This is a genomic window from Neisseria sp. HMSC065C04, from assembly GCF_001815375.1.
GTDB lineage: Bacteria > Pseudomonadota > Gammaproteobacteria > Burkholderiales > Neisseriaceae > Neisseria > Neisseria flavescens_D.
The window spans coordinates 117,722-134,334 of sequence record NZ_KV820381.1 but is presented as its reverse complement, the minus strand read 5'-3'; the positions used below and the strand labels follow the sequence as shown (position 1 = coordinate 134,334).

General features: G+C 48.1%; 13 protein-coding genes and 1 tRNA gene. 7 read left to right on the top strand and 7 right to left on the bottom strand.

Annotated features, from left to right (window positions below; genetic code table 11):
• Positions 1-50: 50 nt before the first annotated feature.
• Complete coding sequence (locus HMPREF3022_RS00705) at positions 51-1,625, bottom strand: TROVE domain-containing protein (RefSeq protein ID WP_070764971.1); 1,575 nt, start codon at positions 1,623-1,625, stop codon at positions 51-53.
• Positions 1,626-2,642: 1,017 nt separating this feature from the next.
• Here HMPREF3022_RS00705 and HMPREF3022_RS00700 point away from each other — a divergent pair.
• Positions 2,643-3,398 carry a tRNA(His) guanylyltransferase Thg1 family protein gene (locus tag HMPREF3022_RS00700; protein WP_049332742.1) on the top strand — a complete coding sequence of 252 codons (756 nt, stop codon included), beginning with the start codon at positions 2,643-2,645 and terminating at the stop codon, positions 3,396-3,398.
• Between the two features lie 14 nt (positions 3,399-3,412).
• Positions 3,413-5,041 carry an RNA repair transcriptional activator RtcR gene (gene rtcR / locus HMPREF3022_RS00695; protein WP_049332740.1) on the top strand — a complete coding sequence of 543 codons (1,629 nt, stop codon included), beginning with the start codon at positions 3,413-3,415 and terminating at the stop codon, positions 5,039-5,041.
• A gap of 186 nt (positions 5,042-5,227) precedes the next feature.
• On the opposite strand, the gene fghA is transcribed toward rtcR, so the two are convergent.
• The 4 genes from fghA to pip form a co-directional block, all read right to left on the bottom strand.
• Complete coding sequence (gene fghA / locus HMPREF3022_RS00690; protein WP_049332738.1) at positions 5,228-6,055, bottom strand: S-formylglutathione hydrolase; 828 nt, start codon at positions 6,053-6,055, stop codon at positions 5,228-5,230.
• A gap of 8 nt (positions 6,056-6,063) precedes the next feature.
• Positions 6,064-7,173: an S-(hydroxymethyl)glutathione dehydrogenase/class III alcohol dehydrogenase gene (locus tag HMPREF3022_RS00685; RefSeq protein WP_204372404.1), complete on the bottom strand. Its 1,110-nt coding sequence runs from the start codon at positions 7,171-7,173 to the stop codon at positions 6,064-6,066.
• Between the two features lie 60 nt (positions 7,174-7,233).
• Positions 7,234-7,554, bottom strand: coding sequence for a CRISPR-associated endonuclease Cas3'' (locus HMPREF3022_RS11170; protein ID WP_079454252.1), 321 nt, complete (start codon positions 7,552-7,554; stop codon positions 7,234-7,236).
• Positions 7,555-7,676: 122 nt separating this feature from the next.
• Positions 7,677-8,606: a prolyl aminopeptidase gene (gene pip, locus HMPREF3022_RS00680; protein ID WP_049332733.1), complete on the bottom strand. Its 930-nt coding sequence runs from the start codon at positions 8,604-8,606 to the stop codon at positions 7,677-7,679.
• A gap of 124 nt (positions 8,607-8,730) precedes the next feature.
• On the opposite strand from pip, the gene yciA reads away from it, so the two are divergent.
• A complete protein-coding gene (yciA, locus tag HMPREF3022_RS00675; protein ID WP_049332732.1) occupies positions 8,731-9,165 on the top strand; it encodes an acyl-CoA thioester hydrolase YciA in 435 nt (144 codons plus the stop codon).
• 244 nt (positions 9,166-9,409) lie between these two features.
• The gene (locus tag HMPREF3022_RS00670; protein ID WP_070764970.1) at positions 9,410-10,201 is read left to right on the top strand and encodes a formate/nitrite transporter family protein; all 792 of its coding nucleotides are present in this window, start codon (positions 9,410-9,412) and stop codon (positions 10,199-10,201) included.
• A 152-nt stretch (positions 10,202-10,353) separates the two neighbouring features.
• Here the strand turns inward: HMPREF3022_RS00670 and HMPREF3022_RS00665 are convergent.
• A tRNA-Pro gene (locus HMPREF3022_RS00665) sits at positions 10,354-10,430 on the bottom strand.
• A gap of 154 nt (positions 10,431-10,584) precedes the next feature.
• Positions 10,585-12,108 (bottom strand): fumarate hydratase, encoded by a 1,524-nt coding sequence (locus HMPREF3022_RS00660; protein WP_003746217.1) that lies wholly within the window; start codon positions 12,106-12,108, stop codon positions 10,585-10,587.
• Between the two features lie 855 nt (positions 12,109-12,963).
• Here HMPREF3022_RS00660 and HMPREF3022_RS00655 point away from each other — a divergent pair.
• The 3 genes from HMPREF3022_RS00655 to HMPREF3022_RS00645 are packed head-to-tail and all read left to right on the top strand — an operon-like array spanning position 12,964 to position 16,480.
• Positions 12,964-13,602: a 2Fe-2S iron-sulfur cluster-binding protein gene (locus HMPREF3022_RS00655; RefSeq protein ID WP_003746216.1), complete on the top strand. Its 639-nt coding sequence runs from the start codon at positions 12,964-12,966 to the stop codon at positions 13,600-13,602.
• Complete coding sequence (locus HMPREF3022_RS00650) at positions 13,602-15,230, top strand: FAD-binding protein (RefSeq protein ID WP_049332728.1); 1,629 nt, start codon at positions 13,602-13,604, stop codon at positions 15,228-15,230. Before HMPREF3022_RS00655 ends, HMPREF3022_RS00650 begins: the two co-directional genes overlap by 1 nt.
• On the top strand, positions 15,227-16,480 hold the full coding sequence (locus HMPREF3022_RS00645; protein ID WP_070764969.1) for a complex I 51 kDa subunit family protein: 1,254 nt from the start codon (positions 15,227-15,229) through the stop codon (positions 16,478-16,480). The genes HMPREF3022_RS00650 and HMPREF3022_RS00645 overlap by 4 nt, the downstream gene beginning before the upstream one ends.
• Positions 16,481-16,613 lie beyond the last annotated feature (133 nt).

The window sequence follows — 16,613 nt, the reverse complement described above, 5'->3', positions numbered from 1 at the left end:
TAAATAGGCCGTCTGAAAAATATTTCTACCTTTTTCAGACGGCCTTAGCTTCAGTTCACAGCTGCCAACGGCGTTTTCTCAATCTCTTCTACCCAGAAATCTGTACCCATGCCTCGTTCGGCAAAGGAACCGATCAGGGAGAATACTTGGTCGGAGAAGCCGCCGATGTTCAAGATATCGTGACGGTTTCGTGCTTGAGCCTTGGTGTAGGGCTGGATATCCAGACAAACGAGTTTGGCTTCCGGACAACGTCTTTTCAAAATATCCCACTCTTTCATCAGGCTCGTTGTGGCACCCCATCCTTGGCTGTCATCTGCCCAACTTTCGTTGTCTGATACGATGACGACCAAATCCACATCGGCTTTTTCACGGTTCAGCATGGCGAGCGGTGCGCTGCATGCCGTTCCGCCGCCGCCGATATTGGCGAGTTTTTCGGCGTTGGTCATGATGCTGTCGCTCGGATTGAGCTGCACGTTTACCGTGATTTGTTCAAACGGTATCACGCGGGCTTGCGGATTGGTACGCAACATGGCGGCGGATACGAGCGCGGCAATGTCGATGCAGCGGGTTTTGCTGGTCGCGCTGCCGCGATAGCCGGTAACCGAGCTGTGCATAGAGCCAGAAACGTCCGGACAAACCACGACTTTGCCTTGGATGGCCGGTACGTTTTGTACGGCGGTTTCCATCGCATCTTGCAGCGCTTCGCGGATTTCAAACGGCATTTGATTAGATGTTGCCTGATACGCGGTCAGCAATTGGTAAGGCAGGACGCGGGCGCGGGCAATGGCAGTTTCGTCACGCAGTTTTTCTATCACCATTTTGATGTTTTTGCTTTTAGCAAACACTTCGTGGCGCAGGAAAGTATTCAGGTTTTGACGAACCTGCTGCCATGAACCGTTACAGGCAATTTGCGCCCAGTCGCCGCTGTTCAAGTCTAAAGCAGTGAGCATTTGGAAAGGAACGTTGGGCAATTCGCCTTCTCGGCTTTGTTTGTAGTCTTCAAAAGCGCGGGTAATGGGCGGCAATGCTTCGCGGTCGTAAGGTTTGCCGATCAGCCATGCAAACCATGCGGCACGCCATGCTTCACGCGGTTTTGGGTGTACCATTTTGACCACGTCTGCCAGCGACGGCGAATTCCCGACGGCGGCGTTCAACAGTTGTTTTTCGGTGGCGGTCAAAAGCCAAGTCTGCATCAGTTTTTTCGGACGGTTGCCGAAAGATTTTCTGCCGACTGCGCCGCTGCGGATAATTTGTGCGAAGTTACGCAACATTTTACCGTTGTCCACTACTTGGTCGAATACGCGGGCAAGCATGTTCACGTCTTTTTGCGCCAACACGGCAAGCAACAGCGCAGGCATATCTTTCATAAAACCTTTTTGACGGGCATATACGGCAGTTTTGGCGATAAACTCGGCATTCAGGCTTTCTGCCAACTTCAATACTTGGTCAAGCTGACTTTGGGCATCGGCATAGTAGGTATTGTTCAGACAACCGGTAGCGGCAAGCTGGGCAAGCTGTTGTTTAGGTGTCAACGTGTAGGCGATGCCGCCGGCTTCATTATGGGTATCGGTTTTAGTAAAACGGTTTTTAATAGATTGAAACAAGGTAGTATTAGCCATTTTCATTTTCTTTCATATTGTTGGTTTGAGGCCGTCTGAACTTGTTTTAGCGTTGTTTTTCAGACGGCCTTGAATGGGTGGCAGTGTGGCGGCTAAAGATGAAGAGAAGCGTTTTTAACTGAAAGCTAATGTATTCTCTTCCGGGCATCCGCCTACTGCCGTAGGGCGACCAGTTTAATTAGGATCATTCAGGTTTGTAGCAAGAAAGGAATGTAATCCTAATGGCATTCGCCCATAAGGGGTGGCACATTGGGCAACAAAGAGTGGAGAAATTTTTACGCGCTCTATCCACTGAGCTACTCTGCCATAGTTGGATTCGAACCCGCGACCTCGAGCTTTACAGGCTGTAATTCCTCCGGCATTTGCCGTTTGCACCAAAAACAGTTTTTATATCAGCCCGCCTGAATATTTCAGACGGCCTCGAATGAGTGGCAGCGTAGCGGATAAACATGAAAAGAAACGGTTTTAACGTGAAAGGTTAAGTACTCTCTTCAAGCATCCGCCTACTGCCGTAAAAGTAATATGGCACGCAACAAGTTTTTAAGGGAAACATGCCTTGGCTCTACCAACTGAGCTACTCTGCTATTTTGGATAACAGAGACAGGACTCGAACCTGCGACATAAGGATATCCATGTTGTAGTTTCCCTAGGCATTTGCCTGCCATATTGAAAAAGGGTGGGCAACTAAAAAAACAAGACGTTCAACGTCTATCAGACGCGACAGGATTCGAACCTGTTAATCCAAATGTAGTCTTGTTGGCATTCGCCCTGTAACCACACAGCAACTAAATTTACGGAAAATTTTTCTCCGGTAACTGTATTTCCCGAAGCATCTGCTGTATCGTTACATTCACAACATAGCCAACAGTGTGCCAAGAATAAAATTTTTATAAATATAATTTTTAATCGATTGAATATAAAGAAAATATATTTTAAAGTAGCTTTTATCGACAAGAAGCGTAGAATACTAAAAAATATATTTATAGATAGTTATATAGAAAATAAAATATACAAGGATATATGATGCGATTCGATGATTTGGACAAACGCCTGCGACAATACGAAACCGCTTATGATTTTTGCGTACCACAGGAAAATTTTATTATTGTTCGCTTAGACGGGCGCGGTTTTACACGACTAACCAAGGAAATTTGGCAGTTTGAAGCCCCGTTCGACATTCGTTTCCGCGACCTGATGGCACACACCGTCCACCATCTGATGCAGTGTGGTTTCAATGTAGCATACGGCTATTCCGAAAGCGATGAAATTTCGCTGCTGTTGCGCCGCGACGACGATACGTTCAAACGCAAAACGCGCAAAATCATTTCTGTATTGGCTGGTGAAGCCAGTGCCGCCTTTTCCATGGCGCACGGGCAACTTGCTGCTTTTGATGCACGGGTTTGCGTTTTGCTGAACGAAAAACTGGTGGTCGATTATTTCCGTTGGCGGCACGAAGACTCATACCGCAACGCGCTCAACGCCCACTGCTATTGGATGTTGCGCAAGAAAGGAGAAAGCGCGTCCCGCGCTACAGATGCCGTCAGCGACCTGACACGCGTGCAAAAGCACGATTTGTTATTTGAAAACAATATCAATTTTAACGAACTGCCTGCGTGGCAGAAACGTGGCCTCGGTGTGTATTTTCAGACGGCCTTAAAAGAAGGCTTTAATCCGAAAACTGACGAAACTGTACAAGTAAAACGCCAAATCCTGCATACGGATTTCGAGCTGCCGTTAGGCGATGATTACGGCGCGTTTGTCCTGGAAAAAATAATTTAAAGGCCGTCTGAAACATGAATACCAATCCCAAAAAACAAGTTGCCGTTAGTTTTCTCGGTACAGTGCTGGATAAAGGTTTCGGTCAAGGGCGTTGGCAGAAGTGGCGGCCGAATGTCGCCATGAATCAGCGTCAGGATTTTCATCTTGACCGCATGGAGCTGTTTTATGCGGAAAAATACCGCGAACTGGCTGATCATGTAAAAGCCGATATTCAGCAGGTATCGCCGCACACAGTCGTCAATCTCGTGCCTATGGAGCTGGCAAACCCGTGGGACTTCTCCGAGGTTTATACCAAGCTGCACGATTGGGCGGCGAGCTATCCATTTGATACAGAAGAAGAAACCTATCTCACCCACATCACGACAGGTACACACGTTGCCCAAATCTGCCTGTTTTTATTGGTGGAATCGCGTCAAATCCCCGGCGTACTGTTACAAACCGCTCCGCCCAAAAATCAAAGACGCAGTATGGAGGACGGCAATGTCGGCAGTTATGAAATCATTGATTTGGACTTGGCTCGTTACGACGTACTGGCAGAACGCCTTGCCGCGGTACGCGACGACGCAGTGCGCTACCTGAAAAGCGGCATTTCCACCCAAAACGCCGCCTTCAACCGCATGATTGCCGAAATCGAACAGGTCGCGCTCAACTCCCCTTCCCCCATTCTGCTTTCCGGCCCGACAGGCGCAGGCAAATCCATGCTGGCACGCAGGATTTTTGAATTGAAAAAAGCGCGCCATCTGATTAAAGGCACATTTGTCGATGTAAACTGCGCCACCCTTCGCGGCGACGGCGCAGCATCTGCCCTGTTCGGCCACAAAAAAGGCGCCTTTACCGGCGCCGCAGAAAAACGTGAAGGTTATCTGAAAACTGCCGACGGCGGCGTATTGTTTTTAGATGAAATCGGAGAATTGGGCTTAGACGAGCAAGCCATGTTACTCAAAGCCATTGAAGAGAAACACTTTTATCCCGTCGGCAGCGACAGCGAAGTCAAAAGCGACTTCCAACTCATCGCCGGCACCAATCGCGACCTACGCCACGAAATCCGCGCCGGACGCTTCCGCGAAGACCTGTTCGCCCGCATTAATATCTGGAATTACCCACTACCTGCACTCGCCAACCGTCGCGAAGACATCGAGCCCAACGTCGAACACCAGCTCGCCCTAGCCTCGCAAGAACTCGGCCGAACCACCCGCTTCAACAAAGAAGCCCTGGCCGCCTACCTCGACTTTGCCCACTCCAACCAAGCACCGTGGCGCGGCAACTTCCGCGACCTCGCCGCCAGCATCATGCGCCTGGCCACACTCGCGCCGCAAGGCAGGATACAGGTAGAACAAGTCCAAGCCGAAATCGAACGCCTCAAATGGCTATGGTCGGAAGAACCCTTTTCAGACGGCCTCCTACATAAAAGGCCGTCTGAAAAAGCACAAGACTATCCCAATAAAGTCGATTGGGAGACATTGGATTTATTCGACAAACTACAACTGCAACACGTTATCGACGAATGCCGCAAACATCCCAACATGGCCACCGCCGGCCGTGCATTGTTCAACGTCTCCCGAACAGAAAGAGCAAAAGTCAATGACAGCGACCGATTGAGGAAATATTTACAGCGATTCGGATTGGAATGGGGAGATATTTAAGCAGAGTGAGCAAGTAGGTTTTGCAAAGTCCTCCTTATGCTGATTCTAGAAAGAAGCTCATTTTAATAGTACTTTTATTATTATTTATAAAAATAAAAGGCATCAGATTGATGCCTTTTATTTTCGTTAACATAAAAATTAATGTTCATTCCAACATTTGATCGATTCACGAATCACTTCTTTGGTTTACTTCAAAAATGCCGTATGATAGGCAATATGCTCACCAATAAAACTGGCAATGAAGTAATAGCTATGATCATAGCCTTTGTGGAAGCGCACATCGGCCGGTTGATTTGCCTCACGACAGGTTTCGATAAAATCTTCAGTACGCAATTGTGTTGGCAAAAACTCATCTTCCAAGCCCTGATCAATGCGCATACCTTGCACTTTATAGCCTTGTTGGATGAGCGAGCTGGCATCATATTGCTGCCATTTTTCGCAATCTTTTCCTAAATAGGCAGAAAAGGCTTTTTCTCCCCAAGGCACAAGGCTTGGCGACAAAATGGGCGAAAAGGCAGAAACACTTTGATAACGTTCCCGGTTTCGCAATGCTAATACCAATGCGCCGTGCCCGCCCATTGAATGTCCCATAATGGAACGTTTGCCGTTGGTAGGAAATTTTTCCTCAATCAGACTAGGCAACTCATTCAAAATATAATCATACATTTGATAATTTGTCGCCCAAGGCTGTTCGGTCGCATTAAGATAAAAGCCTGCACCTTGCCCTAAATCATAAGCAGCATCGTTCGACACTTGCTCTCCGCGAGGGCTGGTATCAGGCGCAACCACAATCACTTGATGTTCTGCCGCATAACGCTGAAAGCCTGATTTGGTAATGAAATTTTGTTCAGTACACGTTAAGCCGGAAAGCCAATAAATCACACCAAGCGGTCGATTTTCCTGATTATCCGGCAAATAGACGGCAAATTTCATTTCGCATTGAAGTGTTTGGGCATAGTGTGCCCAAACTTGCTGCAAACCACCAAAAATTTGATGTTGTTCAATCAGTTTCATCGCGTACCTTAGTAATGAATAACAGCGCGGATCGATTTACCTTCGTGCATTAACTCAAAGGCTTCATTGATTTGATCAAGTGTCATTGTGTGAGTCACAAATGGTTCCAACTGGATGTCGCCTTTCATTGAATCCTCCACCATTTTCGGCAGTTCAGAGCGACCTTTCACGCCACCAAATGCCGTGCCTTTCCAAACACGGCCGGTTACCAACTGGAACGGACGAGTTGAAATCTCTTGTCCTGCACCCGCTACGCCGATAATAATGGATTGTCCCCAACCACGGTGTGCGCTTTCTAATGCCTGGCGCATTACGTTTACGTTGCCGATACATTCAAAGGTATGGTCAATGCCCCATTTATTGATGTCTAACAACACATCTTTGATCGGTTTATCGTAATCGTTCGGGTTCAAACAGTCAGTTGCACCAAAATGTTTTGCCAACTCGAATTTTGAAGGATTGGTATCAATGGCGATAATGCGACCGGCTTTGGCTTGACGCGCACCTTGTACCACCGCCAAACCAATCGCGCCCAAGCCAAACACTGCCACAGAGTCGCCTTCTTGCACTTTTGCTGTGTTATGTACCGCACCAATACCTGTGGTAACACCGCAGCCGAGCAGACATACTTGTTCGTGGTTTGCTTCAGGGTTGATTTTTGCCAGTGAAACTTCTGCAACAACAGAGTATTCGCTGAAGGTCGAACAGCCCATATAGTGATAGATTGGCTGACCTTGATAAGAAAAACGCGTCGTACCGTCCGGCATTAAACCTTTGCCTTGTGTATCACGCACTGAGACGCATAAGTTGGTTTTACCTGAACGACAAAACTCACATTCGCCACATTCAGCGGTATAAAGAGGAATGACGTGATCACCTGGTTTTACGCTTGACACACCTTCGCCAACAGCAACAACCACACCCGCACCTTCATGCCCAAGCACCACAGGGAATACGCCTTCAGGATCGCTTCCTGATAACGTAAACGCATCAGTATGGCACACGCCCGTGTGAGTGTTACGAATTAACACCTCGCCTTTACGCGGCATTTCTACGTCGATTTCCACAATTTGTAAGGGTTGATTTGGTGCGAATGCCACTGCCGCACGAGATTTGATGGTTGAATTGGTTTGTTTCGTTTCCATTATTTTTGCCTTTTAATTCATTAACAAAGTTATCTAGCCTAAGTGAGATAACAACAGGTTATACTTTGACCTCCACTCTAAAGCAAGCATTTTTGCAATTTTCGCTCCGGCGGTGGCATGATCACCTGAAGGATCGCCATGCAATCGATAATTAAAGGCTTCCGAATATTTCCCTAAGTCATGAAGCTGTCCCGTCTGGCAGGCCTGTTCCTGCGCCCCGAATACTCGCGCAAACTCCGCCGCCATTTCGCCCACATTTACCAAATGACTTTGCAAGGTTTGCCAATGTTCGTAAGACAAGAGATTGCCGAGTTTGTCTTGGGCAGAATGGGCGTAGTAAATTAGGGGTTTCATATTGAAATTCTAAAAAAATTCAAACTGATATCATGCAATGATAATATGATATTAAATTTAATATGTAAATAGAAAAAATGCCGTCTGAAACTTTTTCAGACGGCATTGTTATTTATTAACCTTTATAACTTGCTTCTAATATCCTCTACTGCTTTCACTAATGCTTCAGAAAGCGAGGGATCAAAAGAAGAGTGGCCTGCTTGGACAATTCTCAATTCTGCTTCAGGGAAGGCTTGCGAGAGTTCCCACGCGCTTTGCATTGGGGTGCATAGGTCGTAGCGGCCTTGGACGATGATGGTCGGAATATGGCGGATTTTATCGATGTTTGCCAAGATGGCTTTATTGCCCTGCAACCAGCCTTCGTTCACGAAATAATGGTTTTCCATTCTTGCGATGGCAAGGGAGGCTTGCGGGTCTTCATCCACGTCTTTGGGTTCAAACTGAATAAGGTAGCTTTCCCAATCTGCCCATGATTTGGCTGCTTTGAGGCGCGTGGCTTCATCGTCGCTGAACAGCATTTCATGGTAGGCTTGGATTAGGGCTTGGCGTTTGTTTTCGGCTACGGGGGCAATGAATTTTTGCCATTGAGCCGGATAAATTTGGCTGACGCCGCCTGCTTCATTCAGCCATGCCATTTCAGACGGCCTGCACAGGAAAATACCGCGCAAAACTAAGCCGCTGACGCGATCAGGATGGGTTTCGGCATAAGTCAGCGACAAGGTGCTGCCCCATGAGCCACCGAAAACCAGCCATTTTTGAATACCGAGCATTTCACGTACTTTTTCAATATCGGCAACCAAGTCCCAAGTGGTATTGTCTTCAATACAGGCATAGGGTTTGGAACGTCCGCAACCGCGTTGGTCAATGATGACGATGCGGAAATGATCTGGATTAAAAAAGCCGCGACAGGCCGGTGATGCGCCTGCTCCGGGGCCGCCATGCAGGAAAATCACGGGGTGTCCATCAGGATTGCCTGATTCTTCCCAGTAGATTTCGTGAATGTCGGATACGCGCAAAAGGCCGCTATTTCGTGGTTCTTGAATCGGATGCATGAGCTTTCTCCTTTGTCTGATGAATATGTTGATTGTAACACTTTGCCTTCTGATTTTTCAGACGGCCTACATAGGTTTATCGCTACAAATAGCGTAAAATAGCACTCTTTTGACAGGATTATTTATGGCTGACAACAAACAAACACATGCTGCACCCGAAGGGCAACTTTTATTGCGTACGGTCGCCATGCCGCGCGATACCAATCCTAATCAGGATATCTTCGGCGGCTGGATTATGTCGCAAATGGATCTGGGCGGCGGTATTTTGGCGGCAGAAATCGCACAGGGACGAATTGTAACCGTGGCTGTTCAAGAAATGAATTTCATCAGACCGGTAAAGGTCGGCAACGTCGTGTGCTGCTACGGTCATTGCGTCCGCGTAGGCAATACTTCTTTGCAACTGAAAATCGAAGTGTGGGTGAAGACTTTGATGAACGATATGGTAACGGAAGACCGCCAACTGGTCACCGAAGCCGTGTTCACTTACGTTGCCATCGATGCACAAGGCAATCCGCGCCCTATTCCTCGCGAAGGCAATGCAAAGCTGGCACATTTGTAAGTTTAAAAATCAAAACAAGGCCGTCTGAAACCTCAATGTTCAGACGGCTTTTTTAATACAGAAGCAAAATGTAATAATATTTCTTTTGAGCTAAAGCAAGGCGAAGTATCTGTTTTTTAGGTTTAATTCAGGCTGATTGATAAAACAAAGACCGTACACCGGCTTCCTATAACACTTCCCTACCGCGACAGTTTGCGCCACTTTTAAAACGGCGTTCCCTCCTCAACCTACTTTAAGGAACATCATGGCTTCGCGCGATTTATATCCACAGGAAATTTTACAGGTTGTTCTCGACAAAAGCTGCGCCAAAGCACAATCTAGCATTCCCACACTGGCAATCTTGAGCGTTTTGGTCGGCGGATACATTGGTTTCGGATATCTTGCCTATTTAAAAGTAGTCAGCGGCATTCCGCACGAATGGGGCGGTTTTGCCACTTTACTCGGCGCAGCCGTGTTCCCAATCGCCTTGATTTGTATCCTACTTGGCGGCGGCGAGCTGGTAACCAGCAACATGATGATCATGTCTTTAGGCAGATTGGCCGGACGGATTTCCTCCAAAATGCTGCTGCGCAACTGGGTTATCGTCTGCATGGGCAATTTGGTGGGCACGCTGGCGATGGCTTTTTTCCTCGGATACTATGTCGGTATGATTGAAGGCAGCGTGGCAGAAAAGACCATTGCCGTGGCAGAAGCAAAAGTCCATATGGATTTCGGCCGTGCTTTTGTATCAGCAGTAGCATGTAACTGGATGGTCTGCATGGGCGCGTGGTTGCACTTTGCCGCTAAAAACACAACCGGACGAATGCTGGCCATTTGGTTCCCCGTCATGATTTTCGTATTAAACGGCTTCCAACACCTTGTCGCTAATATGTTCGTTATCCCCGCAGGTATTCTGGCAGGCGCAAACATCACATGGGGCCAGTTTTTCTTTAATATGATTCCCGTATTCCTAGGCAATGTCGTCGGTGGCGCATCCTTTGTCGGCGCGTCTTATCTTTATACCTATAAAGACACGCTGAAAGATAGTGCCGAATAGTTCTGCTTTGAAAACAACAAAACCTGCTTTTTAAGCAGGTTTTGTTTCAGACGGCATTGGTATTAAGTTTTAAAATCTATTTGGACACATTATTCAGATAAATCATCCAAACGAAAAAAGAGCCGTTTTTAAAACGGCTCTTTCCAATTCTTTGGTCGGAGTGAAAGGATTCGAACCTTCGACCCCTTGCACCCCATGCAAGTGCGCTACCAGACTGCGCCACACTCCGACTCGATAAGCTGTGAATTCTAGTTTCAAACGCTGATTTTGACAAGTGCTTTTTAGAAAGGGAAATTTACTCGTTTGAAAACATTTGAATTATTTGTAAGTAAAAAAAGGCCGTCTGAAATCGTTCAGACGGCCTTTGATTATTCAGTCAAATATCAAGCTTCAACCGGAATAATACCGATTTTTGCCTGCCATTGTTTTGGTGCAATAGCGTGAACCGATTCGCCGTTGCTATCCACCGCAACGGTCACAGGCATGTCTTTGACTTCAAATTCGTAAATCGCTTCCATACCCAATTCTGGGAACGCCAAGACTTTAGATGCTTTAATGGCTTTGGCAACCAGATATGCCGCGCCGCCGACAGCCATCAGGTAAACGGCTTTGTTATCGGCAATGGCTTGGCAAGTTGCTGCGCCGCGTTCGGATTTACCGATCATACCCAAGAGGCCGGTTTGTTCCAGCATTTGACGGGTAAATTTATCCATACGGGTGGAAGTAGTCGGACCGGCCGGGCCAACAACTTCGTCACGGACTGGATCAACCGGGCCAACGTAGTAAATCAGTTTGTTGGTGAAATCTACCGGCAATTCTTCGCCTTTGTTGAGCATGTCAACCAAACGTTTGTGCGCGGCATCACGGCCGGTCAGAATTTTACCGTTCAGCAACAATACGTCGCCGGTTTTCCATGTGGCCACTTCTTCTTTGGTCAGATTGTTGACATCGACACGTTTGCCGTTGTCCGGGCTGTAAGTCAGATCCGGCCAGTCTTCCAAAGATGGGGCTTCCAGTTTGGCCGGGCCTGAGCCGTCCAATTCAAATTCGATGTGGCGGGTAGCTGCGCAGTTTGGAATCATGGCAATCGGTTTAGAAGCCGCGTGGGTTGGGTAGTCAAGGATTTTGACATCCAGCACGGTGCTCAAACCGCCCAAACCTTGTGCGCCGATGCCCAAGGCATTTACTTTTTTGTAGAGTTCCAAGCGCAGGGCTTCGGTTGTAGATAATTCTGCACCGGAATCAGCTTTTTCTTTAAGCTCCTGAATATCGATGTGGCTCATCAGGCTTTCTTTGGCCATCAACACTGCTTTTTCAGGCGTACCGCCGATGCCGATACCCAAAATGCCCGGAGGACACCAGCCGGCACCCATTTGAGGAACGGTTTTCAATACCCAATCAACGATATTGTCTGAAGGGTTGAGCATGGCAACTTTGGTTTTGTTTTCAGAACCGCCGCCTTTGGCTGCGCAAGTGACTTCGACTTTGTCGCCTTTTACGATTTCCATATGTACAACGGCAGGGGTGTTGTCTTTGGTATTTTGACGTTTACCAGCCGGATCGGCCAATACAGAGGCGCGCAGTTTGTTGTCAGGATAGGTGTATGCACGGCGTACGCCTTCGTTAACCATTTCCTGTACGCTCATCTCGGCATCCCACTGTACATCCATGCCCACTTTCAAGAATACGGTCGCAATACCGGTATCCTGACAAATCGGACGATGGCCTTCAGCACACATACGGCTATTGACCAAAATCTGCGCCATCGCATCTTTGGCGGCAGGGTTTTCTTCTTTTTGATAAGCCTTATACAAAGCCTGAATGTAGTCTTTAGGATGGTAGTAGCTGATGAATTGGAAAGCATCGAAAATACTTTGGATAAAGTCTTCTTGCTTGATGACGGTCATGATTGTGTTCCTTTTCGGGAGTCATGGTAGGAAGGGTTTGTTTATTTTTTAAGAGACCGATTTTTTCAGACGGCCTTCAATAGTGTAATAGTGCTTTCAAATGAATAATTCAGACAATATCATTTTCATACCTTATTGATTTAAATAGAATTTAATATCGCATTAAATCACTTGGTTATTGATAATATATATCCACTGACCATTCACTTACACAGAAATAAAATTACATTATTTTTAAATGATATTCTAATTACAAGTCCGTCTGAAAATGTTTGCTTTAAGTATCTGAGAAAGAAATTTAGTAGCTTGTATTTAAAAGGAAACTACCTAAATTTCAGACGGCCTTTCTTATTTTCCAATACGATACACAATTGTAAAATCTGTGTCATTTTCTCCCTCAATCTTCTTGACTGATATCAAACTCATTTAATTTTCTGAAATTTTATAACAATCTTTTCACTTACTTACCTATAAGAATATTATTCAATATATACAACAATCTATGTAAAATTGTCTAACATATAATAATGATTTTTACTAGTAAATATACGAATATTTTAAAATTTATAATAAAAAAGTAATTTTATTTTACTTTTAAAATCAAGTTGTTGTAATAAATTTGTCTAAATAATAGGCATATTTTGTTTGCAATCCTCCTTCTATAAAACCTTAGGTTACCCCTATCATCAAAACCACTAAATTCTGATACACTTCGACTCATAAAGATAAACATTGATTTTAAAAGAATTTCCGAGTAAATCACTTGGATATTTTCCTCATACGCAATAAATGTAATAAAAATACAATTAATCAAATTACCCACTATTCCAACTTCCAATTTCACAGGAACAAACCATGAGTGAAAATTTGTTAACCCTGACCATAGACGGCCATGAAGTCAAAGCTTCCGCCGACTCGTCAATCATCCAAGCCTATGCCCGTTCAGGCAATGCGATTACTGCCAATGTCGGCTGTATGGGTCAAGGCGTATGCGGTTCCTGCCGCTGCATGATTCGTAAAGAAGGCGAGCGCGAAGTAACCACTGCACTGGCATGCGAGACCAAAGTCGAAGAAGGCATGCAAGTCAGCTTTTTGGACTACTTTATTCCGGAGCACATCCAATATTACGACGTCAGCGAAATTGGTGATGGCTGGAACTGGCTGGACGATACCGCCAAAGCTTTCCCTGAAGCACAAAACTGCCGTCATTGCGGCGGCTGTAACCGAGCCTGTCCTAAAGGTTTGCAAGTGGAAAACGGTGTAGCTCAAGTAGTTTCCGGCGATTTCGGCGCGGCTGCGCTGACCTTCGACCAATGCGTGATGTGCAACCTCTGCACCCTCTCCTGCCCCGAACACATCCGTCCGAACCACTTAGGCCTGTTCGCTCGCCGTATGAAAGCGGCGCGTACGTTGCGCCCTGTGGATTTGATGCGCCGCCTGCGCGAAATCGACAGTGGCAAAATGAAAGTCGAATTTGAAGAGGAGGCACTGTGATGGCTAACAAAATCCAAGGCATAGACTACGAAACCGCCCTTGCCAATCTGCGTGCATCCTCATTGGAGCTTCGTGGCGATTTACCTGAAAAGAACGAATTACTGAGCCAATTTCACCCTGACTATCAGGCAAATGCGCGTGTGAAACTGCCTATCGGCCCAAACCAAGGCGATTACTGCCATCCTGATTTAGCCAAACTCTTAATCAGTCAGCCTCTGATTGATGACTATGATTTGTCAGGCGCTGAACACTTGAATACTGACGTATTGGTAATTGGCGGCGGCGGTGCGGGTGCGGCAGCAGCGTTGTCTGCAACCGAAGCAGGCGCGCGCGTCATCATGGCGAACAAACTGCGTATCGGCGACAGCAATACCGTAATGGCCGAAGGCGGCATTCAAGCTGCGGTCGGCGCGGAAGACAGCCTGCAACAACACTTTGACGATACCATCAAAGGCGGCCACAACGCAGGCAAAAAAGAATTGGTGGCGCAAATGGTTACCGACGCGCCGTCCGCCATCCGCTGGCTGATCGGTTTGGGCATGACTTTCGACCTTGCCAAAGGCGCGGACAGCAACGGCATGTTGAGCCGCAAACGCGCAGGCGGTACGACCGTGCCGCGCATTTTGAGCTACCGCGACTTTACCGGCCTCGAAATGATGCGCGTGCTGCGCGAAGCGGTCGAACTCGACGAAAACATTACCCAGCTCAACCGCCACCCCGCCATCGAATTATTATCAGACGAACACGGCCGCTGCGTCGGCGCGATTTTGTACGATTTGGAAAAACGCTCTTTGGTATTGGTTCACGCCAAAGCCGTGGTATTGGCAACCGGCGGCAGCGGACGCCTGCATTTGCAAGGTTTCGCCACTTCCAACCACTATGGCGCGACTGCAGACGGCCTGGTAATGGCTTACCGTATCGGCGCCAAACTGCGCGATGTCGATTCTTTCCAATACCACCCAACCGGCGTCGCCCACCCTCCACACTTGGCAGGCGCGCTGATTTCCGAAGCAGTGCGCTCTGCAGGCACCAAGCTGGTCAACGGTTTGGGCGAACGTTTCGTTGACGAATTGCAACCGCGCGACGTTGTTGCCGCTGCGATTCTGCGTGAATGCCGCGAAGGCCGCGGCGTGGTACGAGACGGTCAAGTCGGCGTGTTCCTCGACACCCCGCGCCTGATTGCTAACGACCCTGACGTATTAAACCGTTTGGTAACACTCGGCCACGTTGCCCATAAATGCGGCATCGACCCTGCCGTTGAGCCGGTCATGATTCATCCGACCCTGCACTATCAAAACGGCGGTATCGAAATCAACGGCGATGGCGCAACCTGCGTTGAAGGTCTCTATTGCGCCGGCGAAGTAACCGGCGGTATTCACGGCCGCAACCGCCTGATGGGCAATGCGCTTTTGGACATCATCAGCTTCGGCCGCCGCGCGGGTAAAGCCGCCGCCGGTTGCGGCCTGCCTCTGAAAAAAGTACGCGGCGGTGTCGGACACGTCCACGACCTGCAACGCGAAATGACCCGCGCCGGTCTGACCAGCGACATCAAAGCCCCCGTTTTATATCCCGACTACGGCAAATTCGATTTGCGTGAACACGCCGGTTTGCAGGAGCAACAATCATGAATCAAGCCAATCAAAACTTACTGCATCCTTCCCACCAAGTCGGCGCAGATTTAGCCGCTTGGCGCAAAGTCGGCGGCGGCGAAGGCCTGCTTGCGGCGCTTGCCGATCCTCAAAGCATTGTTTCCAAACTGCAAGATGCCAATCTTTGCGGCATGGGCGGTGCAGGTTTCCCGACTTGGCGCAAATGGGAGGCCGCCGTTGCCGCCCAAAGCAAAAATGGCGATAAATACGTTGTCTGCAATGCCAACGAAGACGAACCGGGTACATTTAAAGACCGCGTACTATTGGCAAATACGCCGCACCAAGTCATCGAAGGCGTCCTGATTGCCGCCGTTGCCTGCCGTGCAAACAAAGCGATTCTGTACGTCAACCCTCATCAAACCGAATCCATCGCTTCCATCACACCGGCCATCGAGCAATGGAAAAACAGCGATTTGTTCATCCGTATTGAAAACTACTTGGGTAAACCTTTGGACTTACAACTGGTTGAAACTTCAGGCCGTTATATCGGCGGCGAAGAAACTGCCGTGATTTCATGGCTGGAAGGCGGTTTCCCCTTCCCACGCCGCAAGCCGCCTTTCCCTGCCGAAAGCGGTGTCAACGGTGAGCCGACCCTTATCAACAATACCGAAACCTTCGCCAATATTCCGCAAATCCTTGCCAAAGGTGCGGAATGGTACAAATCTTTGGGTTTGGGCGATGCCGCAGGCACGAAACTCTACTCGCTCTCCGGCGACGTATTAAACCCGGGCCTGTACGAACTGCCGATGGGTACGACCCTGCAATCGCTGATTTACGATCACGGCGGCGGTATGCTCGAAGGCCGCACGTTTAAAGCCGTATTTACCGGCGGCCCGTCAAACACGCTTTTGACCGTAAAAGATTTGGATGTGCCTTTGGACTTCGTTTCCGTACGCGAACGCAAATCCAGCCTCGGTACCGGCGCGATGATTGTGATTTCCGAAGGCACCAGCGTGGTGCGTAAAGTGGCCGAATATGTAGAATTTTTCGCTTCCAACTCATGCGGTCAATGCCCGCCATGCAGAGGCGGCACATTCCAGCTTTCCCGCCTGCTCAACCGCGTGGACACCGGCATCGGCACTCCCGACGACCTGCGCGCCTTGCAAAGCCTGTGCCAACTGTTGCCACGAAGCGGCCGTTGCGGTTTGATTGACGGCGCGGTTACCGTGTTGCAAAGCTCGCTGCGCACCTTCCCCGAAGAGTACGGCCTGCCGCAAGAACAGGAGTAAAACGGCGTTGTTTTCAGACGGCCTGTTCTGTAAAGGCCGTCTGAAAAACGATACCCGAATCCCTTTCTCTTCTTTCCAAGATGGAAGAGAAGCCCAATAAGAAAAATACCTTCCGAACCTACCAAAATACGTT